At 73.3% G+C, this 12,257-nt stretch carries 8 protein-coding genes; 2 read left to right on the forward strand and 6 right to left on the reverse strand.

Features of this window, described 5'->3' with window-relative positions:
• Positions 1-5: 5 nt before the first annotated feature.
• The 6 genes from ACERMF_RS11840 to ACERMF_RS11865 form a co-directional block, all read right to left on the reverse strand.
• A complete protein-coding gene (locus tag ACERMF_RS11840) occupies positions 6-1,403 on the reverse strand; it encodes a sugar transferase (protein WP_373669309.1) in 1,398 nt (465 codons plus the stop codon).
• A gap of 178 nt (positions 1,404-1,581) precedes the next feature.
• On the reverse strand, positions 1,582-2,622 hold the full coding sequence (locus ACERMF_RS11845; RefSeq protein ID WP_373669310.1) for a glycosyltransferase: 1,041 nt from the start codon (positions 2,620-2,622) through the stop codon (positions 1,582-1,584).
• The gene (locus ACERMF_RS11850; RefSeq protein ID WP_373669311.1) at positions 2,619-3,746 is read right to left on the reverse strand and encodes a glycosyltransferase; all 1,128 of its coding nucleotides are present in this window, start codon (positions 3,744-3,746) and stop codon (positions 2,619-2,621) included. Before ACERMF_RS11850 ends, ACERMF_RS11845 begins: the two co-directional genes overlap by 4 nt.
• Positions 3,747-3,806: 60 nt before the next feature.
• Complete coding sequence (locus ACERMF_RS11855; protein ID WP_373669312.1) at positions 3,807-5,102, reverse strand: nucleotide sugar dehydrogenase; 1,296 nt, start codon at positions 5,100-5,102, stop codon at positions 3,807-3,809.
• Between the two features lie 110 nt (positions 5,103-5,212).
• Positions 5,213-7,120, reverse strand: coding sequence for a phosphodiester glycosidase family protein (locus ACERMF_RS11860; RefSeq protein ID WP_373669314.1), 1,908 nt, complete (start codon positions 7,118-7,120; stop codon positions 5,213-5,215).
• A gap of 391 nt (positions 7,121-7,511) precedes the next feature.
• Complete coding sequence (locus ACERMF_RS11865; protein ID WP_373669315.1) at positions 7,512-9,338, reverse strand: glycosyltransferase; 1,827 nt, start codon at positions 9,336-9,338, stop codon at positions 7,512-7,514.
• A 183-nt stretch (positions 9,339-9,521) separates the two neighbouring features.
• Between ACERMF_RS11865 and wecB the strand changes: the two genes are divergently transcribed.
• Together wecB and ACERMF_RS11875 are read left to right on the forward strand one after the other, a co-directional pair.
• Positions 9,522-10,610: a non-hydrolyzing UDP-N-acetylglucosamine 2-epimerase gene (gene wecB / locus ACERMF_RS11870; RefSeq protein WP_373669316.1), complete on the forward strand. Its 1,089-nt coding sequence runs from the start codon at positions 9,522-9,524 to the stop codon at positions 10,608-10,610.
• Positions 10,607-12,214, forward strand: coding sequence for a hypothetical protein (locus tag ACERMF_RS11875; protein ID WP_373669317.1), 1,608 nt, complete (start codon positions 10,607-10,609; stop codon positions 12,212-12,214). Before wecB ends, ACERMF_RS11875 begins: the two co-directional genes overlap by 4 nt.
• The last annotated feature ends 43 nt before the right edge of the window (positions 12,215-12,257 follow it).

A 12,257-nucleotide genomic window follows, 5' to 3' on the forward strand; every position in this document is an offset into this window, starting at 1 on the left:
CCGGTTCAGAGCCGGCGGGCGAGCACGACCCAGACGGTGCGGGCGAGGATCTCGAGGTCGACGACCGGCGACCAGTTGACGAGGTACTGCAGGTCGTAGCCGAGCTTGTACTCGGGGTCGGTGTGGTAGCGGCCGTGGATCTGGGCCAGGCCGGTCAGCCCCGGCGGCAGCGCGTGGCGGCGGGCGTAGCCGGGGATCGCGGTCTCGAACTGCGCCGTCAGCTCCGGACGTTCGGGTCGCGGGCCGACCAGCGACATCTCGCCGCGCAGCACGTTCCACACCTGCGGGAGTTCGTCCATGCGCATGGCCCGGACCCAGCGGCAGGCCGGGATCACGCGCGGGTCGTCCTGTTCGGCGAGGCGGGCACCGCGGCCGTCGGACTCGGCGTCGAGGCGCATCGTGCGGAACTTCACCATGCGAAAGCGGCGGCCGCCGGCGCCGACCCGCTCCTGCCAGTACAGCAGCGGTCGGCCGACGACGAGCAGCTGGTGCACCGCGATGACGGCGGTCAGCAGCAGCAGCGCCGGCGCACTGACCGCGAGCACGGTCAGGTCGAACAGGCGCTTGAAGTGGCGCCGCGACCTCGGCATCGTCTGCGGCCGCAACAGCACGAACGGCAGGCCGCCGATCTCGCGCAGGCGCTCCAGGCCGAACATCGTCTCGCGGCCCGTCACCCGCAGCAGCATGGTGATGCCGGCGTTGTCGAGCCGCTCCACGGCATGCGGATACAGGTCGTCGAGCCAGCGGCTGGTGACGACCACCACGTCGGTCACGTCGGTGCGGCGGACGGCGGGCAGGATCTGCGCCGGCTCGGCCACTTCCTCGACGATCTGGCTGCGGCGTGGGTCGATGGCGACGTGGCGGCGTGCGATCTCGAGGTCGGCCTCGTTGCCCGCGAGCAGGATCTTCGGCGGGCCTTCCCGGCGGGTGCGGTTTCGGGCCACCCACCAGCGGTTGGCCGACACCGCGGCGGCGCCGATGGCGATGAGCGCGACCAGGTTCGGGGTCGGCAGCGGCAGCACGACCCGCGTCGTCCGCACCCACCCGACCTCCTGGGCGAAGCCGGTGAGCACGAGGTTGAGGATGACGAACAGCCCGGCTGCCGCCAACGTCTGGCGTACGGCGCGTGGCAGCGTCGGGGGTGCGCCCAACCTCGGCTCGCGCTCGTACAGGCCGCCGAAGTACAGGCTCGCGACGAAGATCGCGGTCAGGACGGCGAACGAGAGCAGGTACTGCCACATCGGGTAGGTACGCCACGCCCAGCCATAGCGCACGACCATCGACGCCACCGTGACGAGGTAGAGCACCACGGCATCGAGGAGCATCACCAGCCGGAAGCCGATGGCGTTGAGGCGGGCCAGCATCGGCGCGTCCTCGGACAGGTCGCGCAGCGGCGGGCTCATACGTGAGACGATCGGCCCGGTGTCGAGCGGATCGGGACGCGGTGGCGCCGGCGTGGATCCCGACGGCTCCGGGGTGGCCGGTGGGGAGGCGGAGGCAGACGTCGAGGCAGGCGCGGGGGACCCGGTCGCGACGGCGGACTCCGGGTCGTGCGGTTCGGTGGGGGCGCGCTCGCCCGATTCAGCGATCGGCGTCCCCCGGTCTGGAACGTTCGACATGCGCCATCCGTGGTGGCCCCAGCAGGAAGCCTATCCCCCAGGCCAGGTGCATCGTCCCGAGTGCGACGACCACCTGCGGCACCAGTCGCAGCGTCGGCACGAACGGCGCCGCCGCCACGACCAGCGCGGCCACGTAGGTCGCGAGCGCCAGTCCGAACAACGGCCAGAACCCGGTCATGGCTGCGAGGACCAGCGCCGCACCGAGCCCGGCGACGAGCGTCGGTGCGGCCAGCTGCCGCGGGCCAAGCGAGCCCTGATGGGTGCGGGCGGTCAGGCGCCGCCAGCGCCCGTACTGCAGGTACTGCGAGGCGAGGCCACGAACGGTGTCGCGGGGGCGGTAGTCGACCGCGAGCTTCGGGTCGAACCACACGGCGTAGCCGGCGGCGCGCAGCCGGACGTTGAGCTCGGCGTCCTGGTTGCGGGTGAACCGCGGGTCGTAGTGACCGACCGCGTTCAGCGCCTCGCGCCGGAACACGCCGAGGTAGACCGTGTCGACCTCGCCCTCCGGACCGCCGACGCGGTAGGTGGCACCGCCGGCGCCGGCGGGCGAGGTCATGGCGACGGCGACCGCGCGTGCGAACCCGCGGTCGGCGACGGGGACCTGCCGGCCGCCGACGTTGGCGGCGCCGGTGCGGCGCAGCGTTTCCACCGCCCGGGTGACGTAGCCGGGCGGAAGCACCGCGTGCGCGTCCAGGCGCACCACCACCTCCGCGTCACTGGCGGCGATGGCCGCGTTGAGGGCATCCGGGGTGCGCCCGGTCGGATTGTCGACGACGCGCAGGCGTGGATCGCCGTCGGCGGCCGCCCGAGCGGCGTCGGCTGTATCAGGATCACCGGCGGCGACCACGACGTCGCCGACGAGGTCCTGGCGCAGGGCCGAGGCGACCGCGCGTCCGATGGCCGGGCCCGCGTGCAGCGCCGGGATCACGACCACGACCTCGGCGTCGTCGGGCAGGGGGGACAGCGGCGGATGGAGCGGGTGGGCCGTCGGGTCGTTGCTCATGCCGGCCGCTGCTGCTCGGCCCACTGCCGCAGTTGCTCGACGAACCCAGGCGCGACGGCGTCCCAGCTGTGGTGCTCCGCGACATGACGCCGGCCGGCGGCACCGAGCGCGGCACACCGCTCGCGGTCGGCGGCGAGTTCGAGCACGGCGGCCGCAGCGGCATCGGCATCCGCGAAGGGCACCACGATCCCGGCGCCCGCGGCGGTGACGAGGTCGCGTGCCGCCGGGAGCGGCGTGGTGATCGCGGGGACCCCGAGGCTGAGGTACTCGACCACCTTGGTGGGCATCGAGCCGCGGTAGTTCGGCACGTCGTGCAGCAGGCTCAGGCCGGCCACCGCGCCCCGCACGCGGTCGAGGGCGCGCTCGTTCGGCAGGTAGCCGTGCCAGGTGAGCTCGCCGCGACCGTCGGCGGCACGCAGCGCGTCGACGACGTCGGCGTCCGCCGCACCCACCACCTCGACGTGCGGGCCGCCGCCCGCATGCAGGCGGCCGGCGAGCGCGATCAGTTCCTCGGCGCCACGGAACCGCGACACGCGGCCGACGTAGACGACCCGTTCCTCGGTCCCGGCGTCGGGCGGCGCGGCGTCGGGCAACCACGGCAGGTTCGGCACGACCGGGTGCGGCCGGGTGAAGCGGTGGCGGTAGGCGTCCTCGGCCAACAGCAGGTGCAGGTGCCGCTCGGCCCACGATTCCAGGCGGCGGGCCAGGCGGGCCGCGAGGGGACGCAGCGCGGACGGCACCCACGGGCGGTCCGGGAGGCTGCCGACGAGGTCCTCGTGGACGTCGAGCACGACCGGCGGCAGGCGGTCCAGGCGCCCGACCACGGCCGCGACCAGCTCGGGATCGTGCAGCACCACCAGGTCGAAGCCGCCCTGGTGCGCACGCGCGACCCGGCCGAGCAGACGCCGCGCCGCACGCACCGCCGTCACCCGCCGACGGCCCGTCGCGCGCGGCAGATCGAGCGTGCGCACGCCGGCGACCGCCTCGCCGGGGTCGGTCTCGGTCGCCGACCACGGTGCGGCGTAGGTCACCTCGACGCCGGCGGCCACCAGCGCCCGGATCTGGCGGTGGTGGATCCTCGCGTCGAGCGGCGTGTGGACGGTCGTGACGATCAGGACACGCACGCGCTCACCGAACCTCGGCGCCCCCCAGGGCCCACCCGTACGGGGACCACGACGACGCGCCTACAGCGCGTGGACGTTTGGCGCGTCGATGCCACGGCGGCGGTAGATGCCGCGGGTGTCGAAGACCAGGTCCACCTGCTGCGCGACCGCGGCGTAGTCGACGTCGTCGTGGTCGGTCAGCACGACCGCGAGGTCCCAGTCGGTCAGGTCGGCGTCGTTCTCCAGCGCGTGCAGGCCGTGGCGCGCCAGGCGGTCGGTCGGGACGTGGACGTCGAGCACCCCGACCTCGGCGCCACGCCGCTCGAGCAGCTTGAGGACGTCCATCGACGGTGACTCGCGGTCGTCGCCGATGTTCTTCTTGTAGGCCGCGCCGAGGCCGACGATCCGGCTGGACGAGAGCGCCTTGCCGCTGTTGTTGAGCAGCTCGGTGATGCGTCCGACCACGTAGTCGGGCATGTGGAGGTTGACGTCCTCGGCCAGGTCGATGAACCGGGTCGCGACACGCAGCTCGCGGGCACGCCAGGCCAAGAACTGCGGGTCCAGCGGGATGCAGTGGCCGCCGACGCCGGGACCCGGGTAGAAGGCCTGGTAGCCGAACGGCTTGGTCGCGGCCGCGTCGACGACCTCCCAGATGTCGATGTCGAACACGTTGGCGACCTGGGCCAACTCGTTGATCATCGCGATGTTCACGGCCCGGTAGGTGTTCTCGAGCAGCTTGGTCAGCTCGGCCGCGCGCGCCGACGAGACGACGTGGACGTTGTCGACCAGGCGGCCGTACGCCGCCGCGGCGACCTCGCCCGAGACCTCGCTGACCCCGCCCACCACCTTGGGGATCTCGTGGGTGTGCAGGACGTTGCCCGGGTCGACGCGCTCCGGCGAGAACGCGACGAAACCGTCCTCGTCGAGCCGCAGGCCGGCCTTCTCGATCGCCGGCAGGAGGTAGTCCTCGGTGGTCCCGGGGTAGGTCGTCGACTCCAGCGAGACCAGCTGCCCGGGCCGGGCGACCCGGGCCACCGTCTCGGCGGCTGCCTCGATGTAGGACATGTCGGGCTGGCGGTTGCGGCCCAGCGGCGAGGGCACCGCGATGAACAGGGCGTCGGCCTGGGACAGGTCGCTCTCGTTGGCCGTGAACCGCGCCCCCGCGTCCAGTGCCTCGCGCAGTTCGGCGTCGCTGACGTCCTCGACGTGGCTGGTCCCGCCGTTGAGGTCGTCGACCTTGGCCTGTGCGACGTCGAAGCCGATGACGTCGAGTCCACGGCTGGCCGCGGTCACCGCGAGCGGCAGACCGACGTAGCCGAGTCCGACGACACCGGCGGTCCACTTCTGGGTTTCGAACTCGGAGGCGCGAGGGTGCATGAGGGGGCGTCTTTCATGACGAGTGATCGGCCGAGGATAGTGCCAGCGGCGCACGCCGCGATGGCGTGCGCCGCTGGTGGTCACCGGTGGTGCGGTCCGGCCGTCTGCGGTCAGGAGGGAGGCGCGACCCGGTTCTCGCTCACCAGCAGGTCGGAACCCCGCATGATCAGCGACGCCATCGCACCACGGGTCACGGGCTGGTCGGGGCCGTAGTTGTAGCCGCCCGTCCCCCCGATGACGCCCTGGTGCGCGAGGCGGTCGATGTTGGCCTCGTGCGCCTCGATGTGGTTGTCGTCGATGAAGGTGTCGCGTGCGGCCGGCAACTCCGCACCGCGTGCGTAGTTCAGCGCGCGGGCCAGCATCGAGGCCGTCTGCGCGCGGGTCACCGACCCGGTCGGGTTGAAGGTGGTCGTCGAGGTGCCGGAGATCACGCGGGCGGCCGCCAAACGGGAGATCGACGCCTCGTGCGTGGTGCCGGTGCCGACGTCGGTGAAGTTGTTGGGGGCCGACGCCGGAAGCGCCGTGCCGTTGCCACGGGCGGCGATGTCGTCGAGCCAACGGGCCAGGAACGACGCCATCTGCTGCCGGGTCACGGTGCCGTTGGGCGAGAACACCCCCGGCTCGGTGCCCTGCGTCACGTTCCACCAGGCGAGGCAGTCGATGCTCGCCGCGTGGGTGTTGCCGGCCGTGTCGCGGAAGCCGCCCGAGGGCACCCGACCCGAGGGGCAGGCGCCCGTGATCGCCCGGGACGCGGGGGGCAGCGGGGCATACACGAACAGTGCACTGGAGTGCCCGCGGTCGCGGTCGCTGGGCCGGTTCACCACGCTGCCGTTGACGGCCATGGTGGTCGAGCCGCCACCGTCGATGGCGACCGCGTCGACGACCCCGAGCGCGGCCATGATGCGGCCCATCTCGTGCAGGGTCACGCCGTCGCCGCTGCCCACGGAGGTCTCGTCGACGGTCACCAGCAGGCTGCGGCCGTCGTCCAGGCGGCCGACCGCGGTCCGGGCGCGCCGGCTGGTGGCGTGGTTGATGCCCTGGTCGTTGTGCGAGGCGCCCGACTGGACCGAGCCGTTCTTGACCAGCAGGCCGGCGCCGGCGATCGCGCCACGCAGGTTGGTCCAGTCCGAGGCGGGACCGGCCGTGATCGGCGCGACGTTGGCGGTCACGGCGACACGGGTCCCACGCGGTGCGGTCGCCAGGGGGTTGTTCGCGCTCACGACGATCGCGGTCTCGCCGGCGGCGAGCGTGTGCGTGGTCGCGGTGCCGCCCGCCGCACGCTGGGAGATGACCGTGCCCTCGGCCGTGCCGGAGGTACCGAGCGGCAGGTCCGTCACGAGCACGGCGGTGTGGTTCGCCGGGATCGGGAAGGCGCGACCGTAGTAGCGGTCGTAGAGGTGGATGCCCTCACGCACGGGGATCCGGTTGAGGTCGACGACGGGGACGTTGGTCAGCGCCAGGTCGGGGCTCGACAGCAGCAGTCCCACGTTGAGCTTGTCGCCGATGATCCGGCCGTTCTGCTGGATGCCGAGGGCGGCCCGGAACTGGGTGTTGCCGCTGGGCAGGCCGATGGCGTGGGTCGCGACCAGGCGGCTGTCCTGGACGTGCAGGCCGTTCGGGTTGCCGTTCGGCTGCGCGATGAAGTAGCCGCCGTTGACGCCGGCGATGGCGCCCTTGGCGTACTCGCTGCGGATCATCTGCGGCATGGTCTGCAGGCCGGTCGCGGTGCCACCGGCCAGCCGCGGACGCAACTGCAGGTCACTGGCGTCGCGGAAGCGGAGTGCCTGCCCGCGGATCCGGCGCCCGTCGAGGTTGATGTCGAGCTGCTGGTGGGTCAGGCCACCGAGCACGCGTTGCGTGTTGCCGGTCCGTACCTCGAGCGCGGCGTGGGCGGGCGCGGTCGGCAGCAACGTGGCGGCCAGCGCCAGCAGCAGCACGGCCACCAGCGAGCGCGACGCGCGGCGGGTCGTGGAAGCGAGCAGCGCGCCGCCGCGGGCGCGCACGGTGGTGTCGAGCATGGAGCAGCGTCCCCGTTGGTCAGTGGCCGATCGGCCGTTTCGGCCACGGTATCCCCCACGTCGGCAACCGCTTTTCCGGCCCAATGCGCTACGCGTCCTGCGCGCGACGGGAACTCCCCGACCACTCCCCACGTCCGAGCCGCCCCACCGCGCCCTGCCGAGGTTCGGCCCGGGGCACGAAACGTGGGCGCCCCGAGCCGCCCACCCGCCGGCACACGCGACGACTTTCGCTCCGGGACACGAACGTGGGGACACCGGGCCGCCCACCCGCCGGCACACGCGACGACTTTCGCTCCGGGACACGAACGTGGGGACACCGGGCCGCCCACCCGCCGGCACACGCGACCACTTTCGCTCCGGGACACGAAAGTGCGTGGATAGGCGCGGCGGGTCAGAGGGCGCCGAGGTCGCGGTAGATGCGGGCGTAGCGGGCGCCGTTGGCGGCCCAGGTGCGCTCGGCCACCACGCGCTCGCGCGCGGCAGCGCCGAGGCGGGCCCGCGTGCCGGGGTCGTGCAGGAGCGGTTCGACGACGTCGGCGAGACCGACCGGGTCCTCGGCCGGGAAGGTGCGGCCGGTCACCCCCTCCTCGACCATCTCGGCCAACGCCGGCAGGTCGCTGACGACCACGCAACGCTCCAGCGCCATCGCCTCGACGGGCTTGAGCGGGGTGACGTTGCGACACACGCGCTCGTCACGACGCGGCACGACGAACACGTCGATCGCCTCGTAGTAGGCCTGGATGTCGCCGTGGGGGACACGACCGGTGAACGTCGCACGTGCGCCCAGGCCGAGCTCGGTCGCCTCCCGCTCCCAGCCGGCGCGGGCGGTCCCGTCACCGACCACGACCACGCCGACGTCGTGCCCCCGGTCGAGCAGGTGCCGGGCGCCGCGCAGCAGCACCTCGACGCCTTCGTAGGGCACCAACGACGAGATGTAGCCCAGCAGCACGCGTCCGTCGGGGACGCCGAGACGGCGACGGATCGGACCGCCGCGGCCGCCCGGTCGGAACACCTCGGTGTCGACGGCGTTGGGGACCACGGTGATGCGGTCGGCCTCGACGCCGCGGGCGACCAGGTCGGCCTTCATGGCCTCGCCGAGGGTGACCACGTGGGCGGCCTGGGCGGCGCACCAGCCCTCGGTGTCGCGCATCAGCCGGTAGCGGTCGACCTTCTCGAGGTCGGGGACGCCGGCGTGGCGTGAGAGCCAGGTCTCCTCGAGGAAGCCGCGCACCTCGTAGACGACGGGGACGTCCAGGGCTCGACCCAGGGCGAGGCACACCTGCGCGTTGTCGTAGGGGGTGGTCGGGTGGAGCACGGCCGGCCGGAGCTCGGCGACGATGGGGCCGGTGCGCGCGACGGAGCGTTCGACGCGCTCGGCGGTGCCGAAGATGGTGTCGCCGCCCGGGTCGGGCACGTGCACGTAGGGAATCCCGTCGACCACGTCGCGGGCGGCCGCGGAGGGCGAGGCCAACCCCTGCCGCCACGGGAACCCGAGCTTGGTGACCATGACGGGATCCACGCCGTGCTCGCGTTGCGCCAGGGCGATGCGGTGGGCGCGGAGGGTGTAGCCGGCCTGGACCTGCGGCAGCGCGTTGTTGAGCAGGTGGACGGCGCGGCCCGGCGTCGGCGTCACGCGGGTCAGTCCCGTGACGGTCGGCAACCATCCCGGCTCGAGGGCGCGGACGTCCTCCGCCACGCGGTGCAGGGTGCGTTCGGTGGTGGGACGCGGATCGGCCGCGACGGCGGTGGCGAGCTCGTCGCGGGCGGCGACCCAGTGACCCGCCCGCCACCGGATGCGTCCACGGACCCGTTGGACGCGAGGCACGTCGGCAAGCCCCTCGACCAGGGCCAGCCCGGCGTGCGGGCGTTCCACCTCGGCGAGCCACCCCGCCACGGTCAGCCGACCGGCCGGGGTCAGCCGCGCCCCGCGTTCGGAGGCCAGGGCCACGGCGCCGTCACGATCGCCGGCGAGGTCCAGCGCGACCAGCCGCAGCAGCAGGGGCCACCCTGCCCGGCGCGCCAACAACCCGGTGACGGTGCCGAGGAGGTGGAAGGGTCGCACCAGCCCTGTGCGGGCGCCGGCGGGAAGCAGCCCGAGCACGCGGACCAGGACGTGGGCCGGCTCGTCGCGGACGCGTGTGGCGACCAGCGTCGCGGCCCCCACCGGATCGGTCGCGGCGCGACGGACCAGGGCACGCAGCAGACGCGCGAGCGTCACGGATCCTCCTGTCGCCGGTTGGTCGCGGGCCGCGTACCGGTTGCGTCACCGGTGCGGCTTCCCGACTGGCAACCGGCAACGCACGGCGGGGCGTTCCGGAGCCGGATCCCGTGCCGGGATCGGTATCGGTGCGGCGGTAGTCTGCCAGCCGCCCACCACCCTTCCGACCCGGACGTCCATCTCATGCCCCGTACCGTCGCGCACGTCGTCGGCGCCCGCCCCAACTTCATGAAGGCGGCGCCCGTCTTCGACGCCCTCGCGGCGCTCGGCCAGCCGCAGTTGCTGATCCACACCGGGCAGCACTACGACGAGAAGATGTCCGACATCTTCTTCCGGGAGCTGGGCATCCCCGAGCCCGACGTCAACCTCGGCGTCGGCTCCGGCTCGCACGCGTCACAGACGGCCGCGCTGCTGACCGGGCTCGAGACCACGGTCCTGGAGCATCTGCCGGCCGCGATGGTCGTCTACGGCGACGTCAACTCCACCATCGCCGCCGCGTTGGTGTGCGCGAAGCTCGGCATCCCGGTGGTCCACGTCGAGGCAGGCCTGCGCTCGTTCGACATGACCATGCCCGAGGAGGTCAACCGGCGCGTCACCGACGTGCTCGCCGACCTGCTGCTGGTCACCTCGCCCGAGGCGTACGCGCACCTGGCCAACGAGGGTTGCGACGTCGACAAGGTCCGCCTCGTCGGCAACCCGATGATCGACACCCTGCTCAAGAACCGGGACCGTTTCGACCCGGCGCCGGTCCGCGAGGCGGCCGGGCTGCCCGAACGTGTCGTGGTCTCCACCCTCCACCGGCCGGCCAACGTCGACGACCCGGTCGTCGCCAAGCAGATCGTCGAGGGTCTGCAGCAGGTCGCGAAGACGGTGGACGTCGCGATTCCGCTGCACCCGCGTGGCCGCGAGCGGCTGGCCGACCTGGGGTTGGTCTCCGGCGAGGGCGTGCACGTGATCGACCCGCTTGGCTACGTGGACTTCGTGTCGCTGGTGTCGGGCGCGGCACTGGTGATCACCGACTCGGGCGGCGTGCAGGAGGAGACCACGATCCTCGACGTGCCCTGCCTGACCGTCCGCCCCAACACCGAGCGGCCGATCACGATCACGCACGGCACCAACCGGCTCGTGACCCCCGAGGAGATGGCGCCTGCGGCCGAGGCGGTGCTCACCGGCGAGGCGACCTATCCCGTCGACCGCCCGCCGTTCTGGGACGGCCGCGCCGGGGAGCGGTGCGCCGCCGAGATCGTGGCGTTCCTCGACCGCATCGCGTGACCGAGGTGGGTCAGGCCACGGCCCGCGCGACCCCCCGGTCGGCACGGCGGTGGTCGTTGACCCCGGTGGGGCTCGTGACGCTGGCGGGCGTGGTGTTCGCGGCGCTCACGGTCGTGTTCGTGGGGTTGGATCGCGAGCTGCGCTGGGACGAGGTCACCTACCTCGCCCAGGTCACGCCGGGCCAGCCCGACGTGTGGTTCGGCCCGCAGCGCGCCCGCGGCATGACGATCGTGGTGCTGCCGGTTGCGTTGCTCGGGGCACCGCTGACGCTGCTGCGCATCTGGATGGTGCTGGTGTCGTCGGTCGCGCTGGTGGTCGCCTTCCGGCCGTGGGCGAAGGTGGCGGGCTGGACCGGCGGTGCCGCCGCGCTGGTGGCCGCAGCCGGCTGGGTGCCCCAGTACTTCGCGGTCGAGCTCTATCCCAACTTGCTGGCCGGCTTCGCCGCCGCCGCCGCCGCCGGACACCTCGTCCTGTGGTGCCGCGACCGCGCGACCCGTGACCTGGTCCTGACCGCGCTCGGTGTTGCGGTGGTGGCGTGGCTGCGCCCGTCGGAGAGCGTGTGGCTGGCGACGGGGCTGACGCCCGTGGTCGTCGCGCTCGCGCGCCGGGACGCCTGGCGCGGGATCCTCGCCCTGGCTGCTGGCGGCTTCGTCGGTTGGTTGCCCTGGCTGGTCGAGGCGATCCTGCGCTTCGGAGGCCCCTTCGCGCGATTGGGCGCCGCCGCCGGCGAGTCGGCGTCGGGGGCGGACCGCAACAGCCTGATCCAGTACCTCAACCTCGTCGAGGGACCGGTCCGCCAGGTCAGCGCCGATCCCGTGCTGACCTACCGGGCGCTCGCCCTGCTGGTGGGGCTGGCCCTGCTCGCGCTGCTCGGGATGGCGCAGCGCGTGGACGCGCCGCGACGTCGGGCGGCGGTGGCGGCGACGGTCACCGCGGTGGCCATGGCGGCGCCCTACCTCGTCCTCAACGCCGGCATCAACCTGCGCTACATCCTGCCCGCCCTGTTGCTGGCGGCCGTACCCGTCGGGGCGGGCGTCGTCACGCTGACCGGCGCCCTGCGGCGGTCGGGATCGGTGGCGGGGCTCGCCGTCGCCGTCGTGGTCGCGTTGGTCGTCGTCGGCTGGCAGGGCGTGCTGGCGCGCAACAACAGCGAGGAGATCGCCCCGCTGCAGGCGCGCGCCAGGGGCCTGGGCGAGTACCTCGCCGCAGAAGCCGGCGGTGACCCGTGCGCATTCCTCTCCGAGACCCAGTGGCCCGAGATCCAGTGGCACTCGGGCTGCCTCGGCGAGGTCATCCACCTCGACGCACCACTGCTGCAGTGCCACGACGCCCGGCGCGACCTGGCCGCACTCGCCGAGGACGGCTACCGCGTCTTCGCGATCTCCCGCGGACGTCCACCCGCCGGACCGGGACTGACCGGCTGGGACGTGCAGCCCGTCGAGGGCGTCGAGGGTGGCGGCTGGGGCCTGTACGAACGCCCCGAGGACTTCGGTCCCGACGACCCGCCCACGATCCCCGATCCGGCCGACAGCCCGACGCCCTGCCCACCGAGCCGCGCTCCCGACGCCGGCGACGCCAGCCTCGAGCTCCGCTGGAACCGCTGACCGCCTGCGTCGTCATGTCACGCAAGCTCATCCATGTCGCGCC

This window comes from Egicoccus sp. AB-alg6-2, assembly GCF_041821025.1.
GTDB lineage: Bacteria > Actinomycetota > Nitriliruptoria > Nitriliruptorales > Nitriliruptoraceae > Egicoccus.

Excerpts from the sequence above, each read along its gene's own strand:
- ACERMF_RS11840 (WP_373669309.1), bottom strand. The coding sequence starts at position 1,403 with ATGAGCCCGCCGCTGCGCGACCTGTCCGAGGACGCGCCGATGCTGGCC.
- ACERMF_RS11845 (WP_373669310.1), bottom strand. The coding sequence starts at position 2,622 with ATGAGCAACGACCCGACGGCCCACCCGCTCCATCCGCCGCTGTCCCCC.
- ACERMF_RS11855 (WP_373669312.1), bottom strand. The coding sequence starts at position 5,102 with ATGCACCCTCGCGCCTCCGAGTTCGAAACCCAGAAGTGGACCGCCGGT.
- ACERMF_RS11860 (WP_373669314.1), bottom strand. The coding sequence starts at position 7,120 with ATGCTCGACACCACCGTGCGCGCCCGCGGCGGCGCGCTGCTCGCTTCC.
- wecB (WP_373669316.1), top strand. The coding sequence starts at position 9,522 with ATGCCCCGTACCGTCGCGCACGTCGTCGGCGCCCGCCCCAACTTCATG.